An 18,417-nucleotide genomic window follows, 5' to 3' on the forward strand; every position below is an offset into this window, starting at 1 on the left:
TGAAAAGAGCCGGAATGAAACTGCCGTCGATGCAACGAAACAACATGGTCTGTCTGGCCATGGTCAGCGGCGCAGCAGGCATTGCGGGTTCGATCATCACCATCCTGCTTGGCATGTCCATGGTCTGGGCGCTGATCTCGCTGGCGCTCAAGCGCTTTCCCGCCCGTTTTCAGCGCAGCGACCTCTATATCATCGGTCCCGCCTGGCTTTACGCGACCGTGATCCTGCTTGCGGCTGCGGTCAATTATGACCCGGCAACCGCCGAAAAGCTTCTCAGCCGCTTTGTAGCGCTGCTGCCGTTCATCTTCTTTCCGCTGGTTCTGGCGCGTCTGCGCGTCGGCTCCACGTCGGCATTGATCGACGCGTTTCTGGTGGGGGCAGCGCTGTGCGGCATTCTGGCACTGCCGCTCGCTTTTGTGCAGGTCGAGTTTTTCGATATGCGCGCCTCCGGCGGCATCGGCAATGCCCTGCCGTTCAGCATGGTCTGTTCGATGCTCGCCTCGGTCTCGCTGCTCAACACGCTGTCACCGCGCCCGCGCCGGCAGGCGCTTGGCTGGGCCGGGTTCATTGCCGGCATCCTGTGTGTGCTGCTGTCGCAGTCGCGTGGCGTTCTTCCCATTCCCGCCATTGCCGTGGTCATGCTGTTCGTGCTGTTTCCGCACAAGCTGCGCCGGTTTTACAACTGGAAGGGTGTGGCGCTTCTGGTCGTCGCTGCCATCGTCGTTCTCGGTATGGGCCTGAAACATTCCGACCGCCTGATCGAGATGCTCGGATATTTCGCCAATGACAGCGGCGCCGATGAATCCTACACGGCGCGTATCGAGCTTTGGAAATATGCGGGTGGCCTGTTCGTCGAAAACCCGTGGCTGGGTTATGGCGTGCAGAACCGTCAGGAATTCATCACCGACATCGGGTATTCCTTCACGCATTTCCACAACGGCTTCATCACCGTCACCTTTGATGCCGGTCTGGCCGGCCTGATCGCCACCCTGCTGCTGCTGGTTTCACCGCTCCTGTGCGTTGTGCGCAATCCGACCACGGTGGCGCGCCGCAAACGGCTGTTCATGGCGCTGCTCGTGCTGTTTGGTTATGCCATTGCCGGCAGCACCAATATCCTGTTCTTCCAGGACATCTATGATAGCATCTTCCTGTGGTTCGCACTCATCGTGGCGATGCCGCTGTCACAGAAGGTAATCCTGTTGCCGCCCCGGCGGGTCACGGCAGAGATGGGCGACGAGACGGATTGATGGCTCCAACCGAAAAAAAGGAATTCGTCCGCCGCGGCGCGCACCAGATCGCCGAGGTGGCGAACGGCATCATCGATCCGGTTCTGGCCAAACGCGCCGGCATTTCCACAGCACTGCTCGGTTCCTGGGATGAAATCGCCGGCGAGGATTTCGCCGAGTGCACGCGGCCGGAAAAGATCGCCTGGCCGCGCCGCGAACCCGGCACGGATACGGGCTATCAGGCTGGCACGCTGACGATTGCCTGCGAAGGCGCGCGTGCGCTGTTCCTTTCCCACGCGCAGGGTGAACTGATCGGCCGCATCAACGCATTTTTCGGTTTTCCCGCCATCCGCCAGATCCGCATCGTGCAGAAACCGGTCGTGCAGGCCCCCCGTCACCGCCCCAAACCGCCGCCGCTGAAAGGCGAGGCGGCGAGAAAACTGGACGAGATGATGGAGGGCATCGACAATGATGCGCTTCGCAATGCGGTTACCCGGCTGGGGACTGCGGTGATGCAGAAGAAGCGGACGCTGCGGCGGTGATTTTGCGCGCCGCCAATCTGCGCTCTTTCGTCCTCTTGCGGCCTTCATGCTCGCGTTGTCCATTCATCGTCACAATTGTTTGAAAAGAGTAGTGAAAGCCGCGCTTGTCCGATGCCATGCGGCAGGCTACGGAAATCTCGACAGTTTTTCTTCCTCGCAACAGGTGTCTTCATGACCATTCAGACGATGACCAACGAGACTTTTGCCGCAAGCCTCAGCCGCCGCGCGCTTCTCGCCGGATCCGCTTCCACCGCGCTGGGCCTGACGCTCGCCGCTTCGATGACCGCAGCGCAGGCACAGGAAAAGCCGGAATCAGGCGGTAAGGTCGATATGGCGGAAGTGCTGAAGCCCGGCCCGCTGCCGGAAATGCAGCTTGGCAAGGATGACGCGCCGGTGACGATCGTCGAATATATGTCGATGACCTGCCCGCATTGCGCCGCCTTCCACGCCAACACATTCGATCCGATCAAGGAAAAATACGTCGACACCGGCAAGGTGCGCTTCATCATCCGCGAGTTCCCGTTCGACCCGGCAGCCACCGCCGCCTTCATGCTGGCACGCTGCAACCCGGCCAAGCCGGCCGAGCTTGCCACCGCCGACCAGTACTTTCCGATGATCTCGATGCTGTTCAAGCAGCAGCGCGCCTGGGCGGCCCCCGGTGACGGCAATGTCCGCAATGCGCTGACGCAGGCCGTCAAGATCGCCGGTTTTTCACAGGAAAGCTTCAACGCCTGCTTGACCAACCAGAAGCTTCTCGATGATGTGAACGCAACGATGCAGCGCGGCGCCAAGGACTTTGGTGTCAACTCGACGCCGACCTTCATCATCAACGGCGAGAAATATGCTGGAGACCTGTCGGTTGCGCAAATGTCGGCGGTCATCGACGCCCTGCTCTAGGACCCATCGCGAGATGATCGCGGGCGGGTTTTTCCGCACGTCCGCGATCATCGCTGACAACCACGGGCGAGGGGCATTGCATTGAAGTTCAATCGCCTCCGCGTCGTCGGTTTCAAATCCTTTGTCGAACCCACCGAATTCATCATCGAACCCGGCCTGACCGGTGTTGTCGGCCCCAACGGCTGCGGCAAGTCGAACCTTGTCGAAGCCCTGCGCTGGGTGATGGGGGAAAACTCCTACAAAAACATGCGCGCGTCCGGCATGGACGACGTGATCTTTTCCGGTTCCGGCAACCGTCCGGCCCGCAACACCGCCGAAGTCGGCCTTTATCTCGACAATTCCGACCGCACCGCGCCCGCCGCCTTCAACGATGCTGACGAAATTCAGGTGTCGCGCCGTATCGAGCGCGAGCAGGGGTCTGTCTATCGCATCAACGGCAAGGAAGCGCGTGCCAAGGATGTGCAGCTTCTGTTTGCCGATGCCTCCACCGGCGCGCGGTCGCCTTCCATGGTGGGGCAGGGGCGGATCGGAGAGCTGATCTCGGCCAAACCGCAGGCACGCCGGCAATTGCTGGAAGAGGCCGCCGGCATTTCCGGCCTGCATTCGCGCCGCCACGAGGCCGAACTGCGCCTGCGCGCCGCCGAGGGTAACCTTGAGCGTCTCGAAGATGTTGTGGCGCAGCTGGAAAGCCAGATCGAAAGCCTGAAACGTCAGGCGCGGCAGGCCAACCGGTTCAAGAGCCTGTCGGCAGACATCCGCGCTCGCGAGGCCATGCTTCTGCATATCCGCTGGGTGCAGGCCAAGGAGGCCGAGGGCGAGGCGGTCAGCACGCTCAACCAGGCCACCGCCATTGTCGCCGAAAAAGCGCAGGCGCAGATGGAGGCCGCCAAAAATCAGGCGATCGTGTCGCACAAGCTGCCGGAACTGCGCGAGGCTGAAGCCGCCGCCGGTGCTGCCCTGCAACGTCTGCAGATCGCCCGAGGTCAGCTGGAGGAAGAGGCGGGACGTCTGCTGCGCCGTCGCGACGAACTGACCCGGCGTCTGGCCCAGCTCGGGGAAGATATCCGCCGCGAGGAGCGGCTGGTTTCGGAAAATGCCGAGGTTTTAGGCCGGCTCGATGCCGAAGAGGCCGAGCTTTCAGAGCTTCTGGCCGAAAGCGGCTCCGAAGCAGAGGAGCTTCGCGAGGCCTTCGAGGGCGCCGCTGCAAGCCTTGCCGACAGCGAACGTGTCTTCGCGCAGATCACCGCCGAGCGCGCCGAAGCCGCCGCCGGTCGTCAGCAGCTGGAGCGCGTGATCCGCGATCTGGCCGACCGCCGTGGCCGTCTGGAACGGTCGCTGGGCGAGGCGCAGACCGAGCTTGCCGGTATCGATGAGCGCCTTTCCGGGCTTGCCGATCCATCAGAGCGCCGCGAGGCGGTGGAGGCGGCGGAAATCGCCGTCGAGGATATTTCGGTTCTGATCGAGGATGTCGAGGAGGCGCTTGGCCTTGCCCGCCGCAGGGAGACGGAGGCGCGTGCGCCGGTCGTGGCCGCCCGCGCGCATCTGGGCGGGCTGGAAACCGAGAGCAAGACGATCCGCCGCATGCTGGTGGCAGGCGATACGTCCGGCACCTATCCGCCGGTTGCCGAAGTGATCCGCGTTGACCGCGGTTATGAAACGGCCGTTGGTGCCGTGCTGGGCGACGATCTGGAAAGCGCGCTGGATGCGTCAGCACCGTCCTATTGGTCCGGCGCCGGTGAGGCGGCCTCCGATCCGGCTTTGCCTGAAGGCGTCGAGGCGATGATAGCGCATGTGATTGCGCCGCCGCAGCTTGCCCGCCGCCTGTCGCAGATCGGCGTGACCGATCTCGACACCGCCAACAGTCTGATGCCGCTTCTGAAACCCGGCCAGCGGCTCGTCACCCGCGAAGGCGCGGTGTTCCGCTGGGATGGCCACGTCACCGGTTCGGAAGCGCCAAGTGCGGCAGCCCTCCGCCTTGCCCAGAAGAACCGCCTGTCGGAACTGGAGGCGGAAATCGACGAGGCGCAAATCGCGCTGTCGGAAGCCGAAACGCTGGCCGCTGCCGCCATCGATGCCATCGCCACCGAAGAATTGCGCCTGCACGATGCGCGCGAGCGCAGCCGTATCGCCCAGCGTCAATTGGCCGAGGCCCGCGAGGCTCTGGCCGTCGCAGAACGTGCGTCCGGCGACCTGATGCGCCGCCGCGATGTGGCGGCCGCCGCCTTGGAACAATTGCGCGAGCAGATCGCGGAAGTGTCAGAGCAGGACGAAGCGGCTCGCGCCGAACTTGAAGACGCGCCGGAGGTCGATGCGATCGATGCCCGTTTGCGCGAGCAGCAGGCGACCGTCGCCACCGATCGTGGCCTTCTGGCCGAAGCGCGTGCCCGTTACGAAGGGCTGAGCCGAGAAACCGAAGCCCGCCGTCGCCGTGTCGCCGCCATCGGTCAGGAGCGCGCCACATGGCAGGGCCGTGCCGCCAGCGCCGAGGACCATATCGCCTCTTTGCGCGAACGCGAGGAAGAGGCGCGCGAAGAGATGGTCGATCTCGACCTCGCGCCGGAAGAATTCGACGACAAGCGCCGGGCGCTGCTGTCCGAACTGCAGAAGGCGGAAGAAGCCCGCAAGGCCGCCTCCGACGTGCTGGTCGAGGCTGAAACCCGCCAGCGCGAAGCCGACCGCATTGCCACGATCGCCCTGTCGGAACTGGCCGAAACCCGCGAACGCCGTGGCCGCGCCGAGGAGCGCCTCGTCTCCGCCGCCGAACGCCGCAACGAGACGGAAAACCGTATCCGCGAGGCGCTGAACTGCGAACCGCACGAGGCATGGCGGCTGACCGGTTTGGGCCACGATGCACCGCCGCCGGATATTGCGCAGGTGGAGCGTGAGCTGGACCGCCTCAAGATCGAGCGAGAGCGTCTTGGCGCCGTCAACCTGCGCGCCGATGAGGAGCAGAAAGAGCTTTCGGAAAAGCTCGAAGCCTTGACCCGCGAACGCGATGACGTGATCGATGCCATCAAGAAACTGCGCGGCGCCATCCAGAGCCTCAACCGCGAGGGCCGCGAACGCCTCATCGCCGCCTTCGATGTGGTAAACACCCAGTTCCAGCGGCTGTTCACCCACCTGTTCAACGGCGGAACGGCGGAACTGCAGCTGATCGAAAGCGACGATCCGCTCGAAGCCGGTCTCGAAATTCTCGCCCGCCCGCCGGGCAAGAAACCGCAGACGATGACGCTGCTGTCCGGCGGCGAACAGGCGCTGACGGCGATGGCACTGATCTTTGCCGTCTTCCTCACCAATCCCGCGCCGATCTGCGTGCTGGACGAGGTCGATGCCCCGCTCGACGACCACAATGTCGAGCGTTACTGCAACCTGATGGACGAAATGGCGGCCTCGACCGCAACACGTTTCGTCATCATCACCCACAACCCGATCACCATGGCCCGCATGAACCGCCTGTTCGGCGTGACCATGGCCGAGCAGGGCGTCAGCCAGCTGGTCTCGGTGGACCTGCAGGCGGCCGAGCAACTGGCTGAGGCGAGCTGAGGGAGGTCAATCGTCGTTTGAATGGCGACGCTGGCAGGCGTATGATCAAGCCGGTCAAACGGAGGTTTGTCGATGCCGCGATCTTTGCGATCCATTCAAAGCGAGGCTGACTACGAAACCGCGTTGAAGGACGTGCGATCGTATTTTGAAAATGAGCCCGCGTCGGCTTCGTCGGAAGCCGCGCATTTTGATGCACTTGCTGCCCTGATCGAAGACTATGAGGCGAGGCATTACCCGGAGTTGGCGGCCCGCCCAAGGGGAGGCTGAATGTGAATGCATCGCAGGCGACGTTAGAAAAGACATTGCTGGAATTTTACCGCTGGGCGCATTTCACGCCATCGTGCGATGTTCTTGCTGGATGTCGATTATTCCGAGCTTCGGGATATGATGGCAGCGCATGAGATCGCGTTGCCGGAATTGAGCGATGCGGAAGCCGCTTCTGAAGGCCGCAAGATGGTAGCTTTTCTGGCGACAGAATTGTATTGTTGCGGTTCTAAGGCCTCATGACATACCGCTGCAACTGCGAGCTATCCGGCAGAAATTTGTAGCTTCGATCCTTAAAGACATTTCACTGATGCCGGCCTTTGGAGAGAAACGTGACCCGTATTGTGGTGAGTGCGCATTTCTCATACGCGATTGAGAGCGAAGACCTTGCCTCGTGGAAGGAAGCCGGGGGGCGGGAGACGGATGAGGATTCCGTGCCTGCCGATTTTCAGCGCGCAAATCGTGCCGGCCCCGATTACGATCCCGCCTATTTTGAAAAGCTCGATGCCCTTGTCGAAGAGGGTTTTGGCGACCTTGGTGAATTGAAGCCGATGTCGACCTGAGCGGAAGCTTCCCCTTGAGCCCGAGCGATTGTTACGATACCAGCGTCGTCCCGCTCCCAAGGAGGTGGGACTTTGTCTGGTGTGCATTTCCGCATGTCGAAAAACCCTTCGCGCCTAGTCCCTATTACAGGCCATGTATTGTTAGGCAGGCCGGATATCGCGAACTTGGAAAGACCGGAACGAACATCCCCTGGGTCAGTATTCTCTATTGCACCAAACAACTGGACAGGCTTGATGAATACAGTTTCATCATCGACGATCCCGATCACCTGAAAGAATGTGGTCTGCGACTGGAGACTCTGGTGGTTACCAACCGAACTTCCGGCCTGCCCTGGATGGCGCTGTTTTTCGATCGCCGAAAGTCGGATAACAAGGGGCCGGTCATCGGGGTCCTGCCTGCAGTTCTGAGGGCCAAGGTTCTTGCGCTTCGTTCTGATTTTTAGGCTTCCTTCCTTGTCTGACGATTTCGTCATTGTGGTGATCGCAATGGCAGGTTTTCTCCGGCTTTCTGTGGTGAAGTGCCCATGATCCGATCTCTTGTAATCTTCCTTCTCGTTTCTGCCTCTGTCCTCTCATCCGCTCCGTTGAGCCTCGCGGCATCCGGGGCACCCCAAGCCACCCAACCCGCATCCCCCGCCATCGGCAACCGCGCCCTCAGCCACGTCGTCGCCACGTCTTCCGAACACAGACAAGCGCTCGTCGCGCTCTTTCGTGGTCGCCGCGACCTGCCGGAATGGGTCCGCAGCATCATCACCAATGCGCGGTATGTCACCGGCGTGTCGCGCGTCGTCACGCTGCCGGAGGGTGCTTTCGAACTGTTCGGCGCCTGTGATCCGCGCGATTGCGGTAACAGCCATATCCGCATCCTGTTTTCGCCGGATGGGACAAAGGTCTGGGCGCGGCTGATCGATCCGAAGGAGGGCCAGCAACTTCTGGGTGAGCCAAGCCCTGATCAATTGCGGGCGCTGATGGCGCCGGGCATATGAGGCCTTGTTATTTATGACGTTTCGGTGACGCCGCTTAGGGCGTCAAGCAAAATCGAAAAGGTAAATCTACCCAATATTTCAGAATGTTCCCAAAAATGGTTTTTTGATTTTGAACCTTTCACCCATTTGTGGGAGGACGAAAAGCCGTTAGCGGTTTATTAATGATTTCAACAAGGGCGGACCACCGGGGCGCGTATTCAATGCAACCGGTCTTGTCTGTAGAAACCCCCCGACCAGGTTTTCCTGTCTTGGTCGGAAGGCTTTGCGGGGCCGGAGCAGGCGGCCCCGCAAAGCCTATTTTTTGGGCCAAGGCGGTCATTTTTCCTATTCAGCATCTAAAAATGCCTCGCCTGGCCGGGTGGTTTCCGCAGGTCTGTCATACAGACACCAGCCGCAGGCCTGTGCCCCACGGGTCGGTCACTTCAAACCCGCTGCCATTCGCCAAAGCCTTTGGCGCAAATCCGGCCGCCTCGAAACGTTGCCTCTGGGCATTGAGCGTGTCTTCGTCAGCCACGGTGAGAGAAAACCACGCAAGCCCCGTCCGTCCGCTTTCGCGGTCGCCGGCACCCTTGCTGTGCCACATGTTCATCGCCACGTGGTGGTGGTAACCCCCCGATGACAGGAAGGCCGCGTCCTCGCGCCCCTTGCGCGTGTGAACCAGTCCGGCCGCTGCGCCGTAAAAGGCATCACCCTTGCGAAGATCGCCGACCTTCAGATGCATATGGCCGATGCGCATCAGGTCGGGCGCGCCGGTAAACGTGTCCCTGGTGGTATCGACAAGTGCCAGAATGCCGTCGACATCCAGCTGTTGCGTGCCCATTGTCACCACGCCGTCCGTCCATTGCCAGCTTTCCCGCGGGCGGTCGTGATAAACCTCAATGCCGTTGCCTTCCGGATCGGTCAGGTAAACCGCCTCGCTGACATTGTGATCGGCAAAACCGCTGACCGGCACCTGTGTCATGGCGATATGCACCAGCCAGCGCGCCAGTTCCTCGCGGTTCGGCATCAGATAGGCGACATGGTAGAGGCCGGCGCTGGTGATCGGTTCGATCTTTGCATCGGCGGCAGCGATGAGGTGCAGGAGCGGTGTCTTGCCGGCACCGAGCGTGGCGCCTTCCGATGTGCGGGACAATTCGGCAAGGCCCAGGACCGCGCGGTAATAGGCCACCATGTTGTCGAGATTGCGCACCCGCAAGGCCACTTCACCGCAATGGATCGGCGTGGTCAGCGCGAAGGGTAGGGCCGTCGCCTCTGCCGGCGTGGCTGCACTCATGCCTTCGGCGGCAAGAGCGCCGGGAAGGGCGGCAGCGGCCGTTGTCACGCCCGCAAGCGCCAGGATGTGTCGTCTCGTCACAGGCATGGGAAGCGTCCGATTTGATTTTGCTGCTTTTGCCTATGCCTTTCCTTTGCCAGAAGCATATCACATCCTCGTATTTGGCATCGTGATGGATATTTTCTCATTGCGGCGCAGCAATCGATGGCGTGCCTTGCGTTTCCTCAGATGAGAAAATGCTGTAAGCCTTTGGCAAAAGACAAGAACAGGGCCGCGTCGGGTGGAGAGCAGGCATGGCGAAATGGGTATACCGCTTCGGCGGAGGCAAGGCGGAAGGGAAAGCCGCCGACAATGCTTTGCTGGGCGGCAAGGGCGCGAACCTTGCCGAAATGGCGAGCCTTGGCCTGCCGGTGCCGCCGGGGCTGACCATCATCACCGATGTCTGCGGCTGGTATTACGACAACGGCAAAACCCTGCCGGATGACCTGCGCAAACAGGTGCTCGATGGCCTTGCCGCCATGGAAGAGGAAACCGGCCGCATTTTTGGCGGCGATACCCGCCCGCTGCTTTTATCCGTCCGCTCCGGCGCCCGCGCTTCCATGCCGGGCATGATGGATACGGTGCTCAATCTCGGCCTCAATGACGAGACCGTGCAGGCGCTGGGCCACGATGCCGGTGATGCACGCTTTGCCTGGGATACCTATCGCCGTTTCATCCAGATGTATGCCGATGTGGTGATGGGTGTCGACCACGAGATTTTCGAGGAAATTCTCGAAGACCAGAAAGCCCAGTACGGCCACGAATACGATACCGATATGAGCGCCGTCGAATGGCAGCATGTCGTGTCGCTCTACAAGCAGATGATCGAAGAGGAGTTCGGGGAGACCTTTCCGCAAGACCCGTTCGAACAGCTGTGGAAGGCAATCGGTGCGGTGTTTGCCAGCTGGATGAACCCGCGCGCCGTCACCTTTCGCACACTGCACAACATCCCGGCGCAATGGGGCACGGCGGTCAGCGTGCAGGCCATGGTTTTTGGCAATCTCGGTTCCACATCCGCGACCGGCGTGGCCTTCACCCGCAATCCGTCCACCGGCGAAAAGTCGCTCTATGGCGAGTTTCTGGTGAATGCGCAGGGTGAGGATGTGGTGGCTGGCATCCGCACGCCGCAATCGATCACCGAGGAGGGCCGCATCGCCACCGGCGGCGAAAAACCGTCGATGGAAAAGCTGATGCCGGAGGCATTTGCCGAGTTCAAATCCGTCTGCAACACGCTGGAAGCGCATTTTCGCGACATGCAGGATATCGAGTTCACGGTGGAGCGCGGCAAGCTTTTCATGCTGCAGACCCGCAACGGCAAGCGCACCACCCGCGCCGCCATGAAGATCGCCGTCGACATGGTCGATGAAGGCGTGATCACCCACGAGGACGCCATCTGTCGCATCGAGCCGCCATCGCTCGATCAGCTTCTGCACCCGACCATCGATCCGCGCGTCGAGCGCCGTGTCATCGGCGCCGGCCTGCCGGCTTCGCCTGGGGCGGCCAGCGGCGAGATCGTGTTTACCTCCGAAGAGGCGATTGCGGCGGAAGCGGAAGGGCGCAAGGTCATTCTGGTGCGCACCGAAACCAGCCCGGAAGACATTCACGGCATGCATGCCGCCGAAGGCATTTTGACCACGCGTGGCGGCATGACCAGCCATGCGGCCGTCGTGGCGCGCGGCATGGGTATCCCTTGCGTGGTGGGTGCCGGTTCGATCCGTGTCGATGCCCGCAACGAGCGGCTGATGGGTGTTGGTGGCGTCGTGCTTAAGCGCGGCGATATCATCACGCTCGATGGGTCTGCCGGGCAGGTTCTGGCCGGCGTGGTGCCGATGATCCAGCCGGAGCTTTCCGGCGATTTCGGGCGACTGATGCAATGGGCGGACACGTGTCGCCGCATGAGCGTGCGCACCAATGCCGATACGCCGCAGGATGCCCGTGCCGCCCGTGCTTTCGGGGCGGAAGGCATCGGGCTTTGCCGCACCGAACACATGTTCTTTGAAGGCGAGCGCATCCATGTGATGCGCGAGATGATTTTGGCCGAGGACGAGGCGGGGCGAAGGGCCGCACTCGACAAGCTTCTGCCGATGCAGCGCTCCGACTTCTTCGAGCTGTTCTCGATCATGTCGGGCCTGCCCGTCACCATCCGCCTGCTCGATCCGCCATTGCACGAGTTTCTGCCCAAGACGGAGGCCGAGATAAACGATGTGGCGCAGGCCATGGGCATGGAGCCGGGATTCCTCGCCCGTCGTATCGATGCCATCCACGAATTCAACCCGATGATGGGCCATCGCGGCTGCCGTCTGGCGATCTCCTATCCCGAGATCGCCGAAATGCAGGCCCGCGCGATTTTCGAAGCAGCCGCCGCTGCCGCCACTGAGACAGGCGCCCCGGTGGCGCTGGAAATCATGGTGCCGCTGGTGGGGCTTCGCGCCGAACTGGATTACGTGAAGGGCGTGATCGATTGCGTGGCAGCATCCGTGGCGAAGGAGACGGGCCATGAGACCACTTATCTCGCCGGCACGATGATCGAGCTGCCACGTGCCGCCTTGCGCGCTCATGTGATCGCCGAAACGGCAGAGTTTTTTTCGTTCGGCACCAACGACCTCACCCAGACGACGTTCGGCATTTCCCGAGACGACGCCGCCACCTTCATTCCGACCTATCAGAAGAAGGGGATCATCGAACACGACCCGTTCGTGTCGCTAGATTTCGAGGGCGTGGGCGAGCTGATCCAGCTGGCGGCGGAACGCGGACGGCGCACGCGAAACGACCTGAAACTCGGCATTTGCGGCGAACACGGCGGCGACCCGGCCTCGATCAGCTTTTGCGAGGATGCCGGACTGGATTATGTGTCGTGCTCGCCGTTTCGTGTGCCGATCGCACGGCTTGCGGCGGCGCAGGCGGCGATCAGGGTCAGGGCCGGGGCGACACCTTCTCGCTGATCAGCGCGGCCGCACCACGACCGGCTGCTGCACGATCACCGGTCCATAGAAGCGCGGGCGGTTGTTGATCTCGTCCTGCCATTGCCGCATGTCGGCACGGCGGTCGAGATCGAGATCCAGCAGGCAGCGCGCCATGCCTTCGGTGCGTGGCTTGAAACCGTAACCGACACATCTGCTCTCATCGGCCGCGCGCCGTTCTTCCGGCGTCATCGTCTGGCAGGAAGCAAGCAGGCCGGCAAACGCGGCGAACAGAACGAGATGGTGGGGACGCATGAGGGGCACTCCGTAATGATGTCGCGCCCATGAAAAGGATGTGGGCGACGCGGTGGAATGCATTCTAACGCATTTTGTAGTGGCAGTGGAATTGGGTCTTCGTCACGCCGCCATGATTGAGGACGTGTTCCAGATCATCACTGGTATTGCCGAAGAAGCCGTTTTACAGATCGATGCGCGCAATACGTGTGGTGGCGGCCTTGAAAATTCCCACAGTATACTCTTGGATAAAGGTTGGAGCAGATCGCCATGATCTTTCTCACCTGAACGCCTTTCCGGCCTACATTCCCGGAAAGGGCATCAATCCCGGCGCGGACCTCAAGGTGACGGTGGTGTTTTCCTGCCATGTCTTTACCGAGCGTGCCAAGCATGGACAGGATCACCATATGCTGGATCATCACGGCATCAGAAGAGCTTTTGATACGGACCGTTACGCCATGTCGAAGCAGCTTGGCGACAAGATCAGGGAAAGGATCGAAAGCAACAGCCTGACGCATGCATCTCAGAGTTTTGGCGGGATCAAAAACCTGATCTTTGTTGAAATGGCGGATGGGCGCACATGGTCAGTTGTTTATTGTCTCCAGCCGCAGGCCCATAACGATATCACGATGGAAGTGCTGTCGGCCCATCCGAAAGTCATTGATGAGCGCAGGATTGCTCGCAAACAGTTGAGTTATTTTGCTCGCAAATGCCTGTTCGAGGGGCGGCGAACACCCCATAATGATTGAGGCCTGACAAGATGCCAGGCCTCGCATTCAGTTGCCCATTACCGTGGTTTACGAGACCGGATCGTCGCCGATCTGGTTGGCATGACAGCGACCTTCAAGTCAGCCTGCCTGAAGGAATTTTTAGCCAGTTTCACGCTAAAAGTCAAGGTTGCAAGCTTGGACGACCTTATCCCTTCGCCCTCACAAAATCCGCAAATGCCGCAACGAAATCGGCAAGCCGCCTGGCGATCGCCTCGTCGGTGATGTTTCCTTGCGTATCAAAAACCTTGCCGGCATTGCCCACCATCAGCCGTTTGCCCGACCATGCCTGCGCACCCAATGTGTGCAGCACCGAAAGCCATGCGTTTTGGGAAAGAAGCGTGCCGTAATTGCCGGGTGACGCGCCGGCGATGGCGAATGGGCGGCCCTTGAACACGTCCGGGATGTCGGGATGCGGGCGGGAAATCCAGTCAATGGCGTTCTTGAACACGCCGGGAATGGAATTGTTGTATTCCGGCGTGAACAGGATGATGCCGTCGGCCTCCGACATCTGTCGTTTCAGCGTGGTCACGGCTTCCGGAACACCTTCCGCCGCCTCAAGGTCGCCGTCGTAAAGCGGGATGCCGGAAATCGTGCCTTTGGTGAGCGTCACGCCATCCGGCAGATGTTTTTCAGCCGCGTTCAAGAGCGAAGTGTTGAACGATCTGTTTCTGAGACTGCCCGAGATTCCGACAAGTTTGACCATGCGCCTTCGCTCCGATTGGTTATAACAACCGTCAAATAGAGACACAGGAGGCGGCGGACAATGACGAGCGGCAAAAGCAGCACCAGCGGATTGCATCACATCACGGCGATTACCCGCAGCATTCAGGCCAATATCGATTTTTACGTCGGTTTTCTGGGGCTGCGGCTGGTGAAACGCACCGCCGGTTTCGAGGATGCCACACAGCTTCATCTGTTCTACGGTGAAGCGGTTGCCTCGCCCGGTTCGCTTGTCACTTTTCTCGCTTGGGAAGACGGATCTCCCGGCCGTGTCGGCCATGGTGCGCCGAACGAGATCGGGCTCGCCGTCTCCTGCGATGCGATCGGTTTCTGGCTGACGCGCGCGCTGCAGTTCGGCATTGCCACGCAGGGCCCGGCGCAGGAGTTTGGCGAGCCGGTGCTGCGGTTAAAAGACCCGGACGGCATCATCATCAAACTGATCGGCGTCGAGGATCTTTCCGCCTTCGGTGGCAAACCGTGGACGGGTGAGGGGATTCCTGAAGAATATGCCGTTGTTGCCCTGCGCAGCGGCACCATCCTCACCGAAAAACCGGCGGACACGATCGCATTCCTGACGACAAATTTCGGGCTGGAGGCAGGCCCGGCCGAAGGCAGCCAGACGCGGCTGACATCCGCGACCGGCGGCGTGGTCGATGTGCGTGATGCGACCGGTTTCTGGACGGCAGCTCCCGGCACCGGCACGATCGATCATATCGCGCTCAATGCTCCGGATGTCGACACCGTGCACAGGGTGGCGGAGAGTATCGAAGCGACGGACGGCGCGCCGACCAATGCGCATGACCGCAAATATTTCTATTCGCTTTATGCCCGCGAGCCGGGTGGCTCCTTGATCGAATATGCCACGGACGAACCGGGTTTCATGCTCGACGAGAGCGAGGAAGAACTGGGCAAAACCCTGTTCATTCCGCCGCACTGGCAGGATCGCGAGGCGGACAGCCGCGCCATGCTGCCGCAGTTCAGCCTGCCCGGAGAGCCGCGCATCCGTTACCGCGAACTGCCCTTCGTGCACCGTATCTTTATGCCGGAAACACCGGACGACCGGACGCTGGTTCTGCTGCATGGCAGCGGCGGCAATGAAACCAGCCTCCTGCCGTTTGCCCGTGTGGTGGCACCCGATACGATGCTGCTGGCGGTGCGGGGCCGCGCGACGGAAGAGGGCGTGCCGCGTTTCTTCCGCCGGTTCGAGGATGGGTCTTTTGACCAGAAGGATATTGCTTCCGAGGCGGAAGCCTTTGTCGAAATGGTCGGTCAGTTACGGCAGGCCTATGGCGTGGATCTGGAGAAAACGACCTTTGTCGGCCAGTCCAATGGCGCGAATTTTTTGGCCGCCGTGATGCTGCTGCATCCGGGCGTCATCCGTCGCGCCGTGCTGATGCGGCCTGTGCCGGTGCTGAGCGATATTCCGGCGGTGGAGGTTTCGAGCGCCAAGGCCGAAGTGCTGATCGTGGCCGGCAATGCGGATGCCCACGCGGCGGATGCGTTGAAGCTGATGGAGATTTTGGCGGCGCGGTCTGTCGAGGTGACGATGATGACGGTCGAGGCCGGGCACGATGTCGTGGAAGCGGATCGTGGTGTGGTGGGCAAATGGCTGGCGCGGTGAGGGGACTGATCGAGCTGGTCAGCGCCCAAACAATTCTGAATGCGAGCCCAGCCGAACGAATTCGACATAATCGTCGTCGCAGGTGTAGACGAGCAGAAAATCGCCGCCGATATGGGCTTCGCGGGCACCGTGCCATTCCTTACCGGAGAGGGCATGGTCTCGCCATTTGGGGCCGAGCGGCTTTTTCAGCATGATCAGCAGCATCAGTTCGATGGCGCGGTTCATATCCGTCTTGCCGGCCTTGTTGTAGCGCTCCCAGTCTTTTCGAAACGGTTGCGTATAATCGCATGCGCGGGGCCGGGGCACCCGACGGGCATCGCTATGTTTTTTGCCGTCCTTCGCCATTTACTTCGGCTCGCTGCAAAATCTACTTGCCGTTCAGATCGGCGAAAAGCGCTTCCGGCGTTTCAAAACGTGCCTTGCGTGCCTTTCGGATATCGCGCGCTTCCTTGAGGGCGGCACGCGTTTCTTCATTCGGGACTTTTAGTTCCAGCGGAAAGCTTTGGGTGGCGGCAACACGATGCAAAAAGATCCGCACAGCATCCGACATGGTCATTCCGAGTGCATCCAGCACTTCGGAAGCGTCTTCGCGGATATCGTCATCGACGCGGACATGCAGCATTTTCGTGGCCATCGGCTTATGCTCCGTGGTGGCATCAATCGCTGTAAATATGTATCTCATATGAGAGACAGTCAAGCGCGCGGTACAATGCGAATGCGGCGTATTCCCTCAACCTGCTTTCGGCAATTCCACCCGCGCCTCGAACCCGTCCGCACGCCCTTCCGCCGGTGACAACAGCACCAGTTTTCCGCCCATCTGCCCCAGCAACCGTTCCACGATCGAGAGACCCAAGCCCGAACCGGCGGCTTCCGTGCGCCCTCGCGAAAAGCGTTTGCGGATGGTGGCGAGTTCACCTTCGCTCATCACCGGTGAAGCGTTGACGATGCGCACCGGACCGCCATTGTCGAGAAACACTTCGACCGGCGTGCCCGGCCTGCCATGCACCAGCGCGTTTTCGATGAGATTGCGCAACACGATGGCAAAGGCGTCTTCGCTGAACGGGCCGGTGAGCTTTGCCCCCTCGGCGCGATGCAGAATGAGGCGTTGCGGTTCGTTCATGCCGCGCCAGAAATCGGTCAGCACCATGTCGAGAACACGGGTCAGGTCGACGGGCTTGTCAGTGATGCCTATGCCCGCTTCGGCGCGCGACAATTGCAGCAGTTTTTCGGCGAGATGGCTGAGGCGGATGAGTGAGGCTTCGATCTGGCCGGCGCGGTGGCGATTGGTCGGGTCGCGCAGTTCTGAGATCAGCATCTGCGTCTGCGCCAAGGCGCCTGCGATCGGCGTGCGCAGCTCGTGGGCGCTGTTGGAGGTGAATTCGCGTTCGGCATCCAGCGCCGTGCGCAGGCGTGTCATCAGGAAGTTGACCGAAGTGGCGATCGGCTGCAATTCGCGCGGCAGGTTGGAAGGATCGATCGGCTCCATATTGCCACCATCCTTGCTTTCGATGTCGCGGCGCAGATCGCCCACCGGCTGTACGGCGCGGCGCACCACGAGCCAGATGGCGATGCCGCTGACCGGGATCAGCAAGGCAAGCGGCAAAAACAGCGCGATTGCGCCTTCGCGCAGGGCTTCCTCGCGATTTTCGAAAGCGTCTGCCACCTGGATGAAGACCTGTGCATTCTCATCGGTGGCGGTGTAGAACTGGTAGGTGGCGTTTTTCCAGAAACCGGCCTTGAGCGGCGTTTCGAACGCCTGTTCCGGCGCGTCATGCGAGCGGATCAGCACGCGGCCTGATGCATCGCGCACCTGATAGATCAGGTATTCGCGGTCACCGCTGGAATTGCCGGTCTGCAATTGTTGGGGCGCGGTGCTGGGGCGGTTGTCGTCAGGGCCGCCGAGCATGCCTCTGTGTTCGAGGTCGTCAACGACCAGCGGCACCAGCCGTTCGGCGGTGTCCTGCAATGTGCCGTCGAACATTTCGGCATATTCCTCCTCCATCACCACGAGGCCGAGGCCGACGGCAAGGAGCCAGAGCAGCGCCATCATGGCAGTGATGGAAAAAATCAGCCGGCGTGTCATCGACGGGCCGGTCGCCCGGGCAAACGGGTTCATTGCTCACGCCCCAGCCGGTAACCGACGCCGCGCAGCGTCGCGATATGGTCGCGGCCGAGTTTCTTGCGCAGCCGGCTGACATAGACTTCCACTGTGTTGCTCTCGATTTCCGAGCCGAAGGCGTAAAGCGCTTCCTCGATCTGGGCCTTGGAAACGACCGCATTCGGGCGGGCGGCGAGCGCATCGAGCACCGCCCATTCGCGGCCGGACAGAGTGATCGTTTCGCCAGCGGCCGTCACACGGCGGTCGGCAGCGTCGATTTCCAGATCGCCGACTTTGACCAGCGACACGGGCCTGCCACTGTAGCGCCGGCTGACGGCCAGCATGCGGGCGGTCAGTTCGCCGAGATTGAAGGGTTTGACGAGATAATCGTCGGCGCCGCTGTTCAGCCCTTCGATACGGTCGGAAATCTGGTCATGGGCGGTGAGGATGATGACCGGTGTCGTGCCGCCCTGGCCGCGGAATTTTTTGAGCAGATCGATACCGCTGCCATCCGGCAGGCGCAGGTCGAGAAGCACGAGACCGTAGGCGGTGGTGGCCAGCGCCGCACCACCTGTGTCGATCGTCTTCATCCAGTCGACGGCATGGTCACTGGCCGCCACATGGTCACGCACCGCTTCGCCGAGCGTCGCATCGTCCTCGATCAGAAGAACTCTCAAACTG

At 61.2% G+C, this 18,417-nt stretch carries 18 protein-coding genes; 11 read left to right on the top strand and 7 right to left on the bottom strand.

Annotated features, from left to right (window positions below; translation table 11 throughout):
* Positions 1-14 precede the first annotated feature (14 nt).
* From ACRQ1B_RS22960 to ACRQ1B_RS22995, 8 genes are all read left to right on the top strand, one after another.
* Complete coding sequence (locus ACRQ1B_RS22960) at positions 15-1,247, top strand: O-antigen ligase family protein (protein ID WP_432296430.1); 1,233 nt, start codon at positions 15-17, stop codon at positions 1,245-1,247.
* Positions 1,247-1,768 (top strand): DUF721 domain-containing protein, encoded by a 522-nt coding sequence (locus ACRQ1B_RS22965; RefSeq protein ID WP_432296431.1) that lies wholly within the window; start codon positions 1,247-1,249, stop codon positions 1,766-1,768. Before ACRQ1B_RS22960 ends, ACRQ1B_RS22965 begins: the two co-directional genes overlap by 1 nt.
* Before the next feature lie 171 nt (positions 1,769-1,939).
* Positions 1,940-2,665 (top strand): DsbA family protein, encoded by a 726-nt coding sequence (locus tag ACRQ1B_RS22970; RefSeq protein ID WP_432296432.1) that lies wholly within the window; start codon positions 1,940-1,942, stop codon positions 2,663-2,665.
* 81 nt (positions 2,666-2,746) lie between these two features.
* Positions 2,747-6,208, top strand: a complete 3,462-nt coding sequence (smc, locus tag ACRQ1B_RS22975; protein WP_432296434.1) for a chromosome segregation protein SMC — start codon at positions 2,747-2,749, stop codon at positions 6,206-6,208.
* 351 nt (positions 6,209-6,559) lie between these two features.
* Positions 6,560-6,715 carry a hypothetical protein gene (locus ACRQ1B_RS22980; protein ID WP_432296435.1) on the top strand — a complete coding sequence of 52 codons (156 nt, stop codon included), beginning with the start codon at positions 6,560-6,562 and terminating at the stop codon, positions 6,713-6,715.
* Between the two features lie 89 nt (positions 6,716-6,804).
* Positions 6,805-7,035, top strand: coding sequence for a hypothetical protein (locus ACRQ1B_RS22985; RefSeq protein ID WP_432296436.1), 231 nt, complete (start codon positions 6,805-6,807; stop codon positions 7,033-7,035).
* Positions 7,036-7,049: 14 nt separating this feature from the next.
* Entirely contained in the window at positions 7,050-7,478 is a 429-nt protein-coding gene (locus ACRQ1B_RS22990) for a hypothetical protein (RefSeq protein ID WP_432296437.1), read from the top strand.
* Between the two features lie 81 nt (positions 7,479-7,559).
* Positions 7,560-8,021: an Ivy family c-type lysozyme inhibitor gene (locus ACRQ1B_RS22995; protein WP_432296438.1), complete on the top strand. Its 462-nt coding sequence runs from the start codon at positions 7,560-7,562 to the stop codon at positions 8,019-8,021.
* Positions 8,022-8,397: 376 nt separating this feature from the next.
* Here ACRQ1B_RS22995 and ACRQ1B_RS23000 read toward each other — a convergent pair whose 3' ends face one another.
* A complete protein-coding gene (locus ACRQ1B_RS23000) occupies positions 8,398-9,381 on the bottom strand; it encodes a VOC family protein (RefSeq protein ID WP_432296439.1) in 984 nt (327 codons plus the stop codon).
* 206 nt (positions 9,382-9,587) lie between these two features.
* Here ACRQ1B_RS23000 and ppdK point away from each other — a divergent pair, with 206 nt between their 5' ends.
* A complete protein-coding gene (gene ppdK / locus ACRQ1B_RS23005) occupies positions 9,588-12,275 on the top strand; it encodes a pyruvate, phosphate dikinase (RefSeq protein WP_432296440.1) in 2,688 nt (895 codons plus the stop codon).
* Here the strand turns inward: ppdK and ACRQ1B_RS23010 are convergent, their stop codons facing one another.
* Positions 12,276-12,548 (bottom strand): hypothetical protein, encoded by a 273-nt coding sequence (locus ACRQ1B_RS23010; protein WP_432296441.1) that lies wholly within the window; start codon positions 12,546-12,548, stop codon positions 12,276-12,278. It lies immediately after the preceding gene.
* 146 nt (positions 12,549-12,694) lie between these two features.
* Between ACRQ1B_RS23010 and ACRQ1B_RS23015 the strand changes: the two genes are divergently transcribed.
* Positions 12,695-13,276 (top strand): hypothetical protein, encoded by a 582-nt coding sequence (locus ACRQ1B_RS23015; protein ID WP_432296443.1) that lies wholly within the window; start codon positions 12,695-12,697, stop codon positions 13,274-13,276.
* Positions 13,277-13,442: 166 nt separating this feature from the next.
* Here the strand turns inward: ACRQ1B_RS23015 and ACRQ1B_RS23020 are convergent, their stop codons facing one another.
* Positions 13,443-14,000: an NADPH-dependent FMN reductase gene (locus tag ACRQ1B_RS23020; protein ID WP_432296444.1), complete on the bottom strand. Its 558-nt coding sequence runs from the start codon at positions 13,998-14,000 to the stop codon at positions 13,443-13,445.
* Between the two features lie 60 nt (positions 14,001-14,060).
* On the opposite strand from ACRQ1B_RS23020, the gene ACRQ1B_RS23025 reads away from it, so the two are divergent.
* Complete coding sequence (locus tag ACRQ1B_RS23025) at positions 14,061-15,638, top strand: VOC family protein (protein WP_432296445.1); 1,578 nt, start codon at positions 14,061-14,063, stop codon at positions 15,636-15,638.
* Between the two features lie 18 nt (positions 15,639-15,656).
* On the opposite strand, the gene ACRQ1B_RS23030 is transcribed toward ACRQ1B_RS23025, so the two are convergent.
* From ACRQ1B_RS23030 to ACRQ1B_RS23045, 4 genes are all read right to left on the bottom strand, one after another.
* The gene (locus tag ACRQ1B_RS23030; RefSeq protein WP_432296447.1) at positions 15,657-15,983 is read right to left on the bottom strand and encodes a type II toxin-antitoxin system YafQ family toxin; all 327 of its coding nucleotides are present in this window, start codon (positions 15,981-15,983) and stop codon (positions 15,657-15,659) included.
* Between the two features lie 22 nt (positions 15,984-16,005).
* The gene (locus ACRQ1B_RS23035; protein ID WP_432296449.1) at positions 16,006-16,272 is read right to left on the bottom strand and encodes a type II toxin-antitoxin system RelB/DinJ family antitoxin; all 267 of its coding nucleotides are present in this window, start codon (positions 16,270-16,272) and stop codon (positions 16,006-16,008) included.
* Between the two features lie 96 nt (positions 16,273-16,368).
* Positions 16,369-17,754 carry a sensor histidine kinase gene (locus ACRQ1B_RS23040; RefSeq protein ID WP_432296451.1) on the bottom strand — a complete coding sequence of 462 codons (1,386 nt, stop codon included), beginning with the start codon at positions 17,752-17,754 and terminating at the stop codon, positions 16,369-16,371.
* Positions 17,751-18,413: a response regulator transcription factor gene (locus ACRQ1B_RS23045; protein ID WP_432296453.1), complete on the bottom strand. Its 663-nt coding sequence runs from the start codon at positions 18,411-18,413 to the stop codon at positions 17,751-17,753. Before ACRQ1B_RS23045 ends, ACRQ1B_RS23040 begins: the two co-directional genes overlap by 4 nt.
* Positions 18,414-18,417 lie beyond the last annotated feature (4 nt).

It is taken from the genome of Endobacterium panacihumi (assembly GCF_050847465.1).
In the GTDB taxonomy this organism is placed as follows: domain Bacteria; phylum Pseudomonadota; class Alphaproteobacteria; order Rhizobiales; family Rhizobiaceae; genus Neorhizobium; species Neorhizobium panacihumi.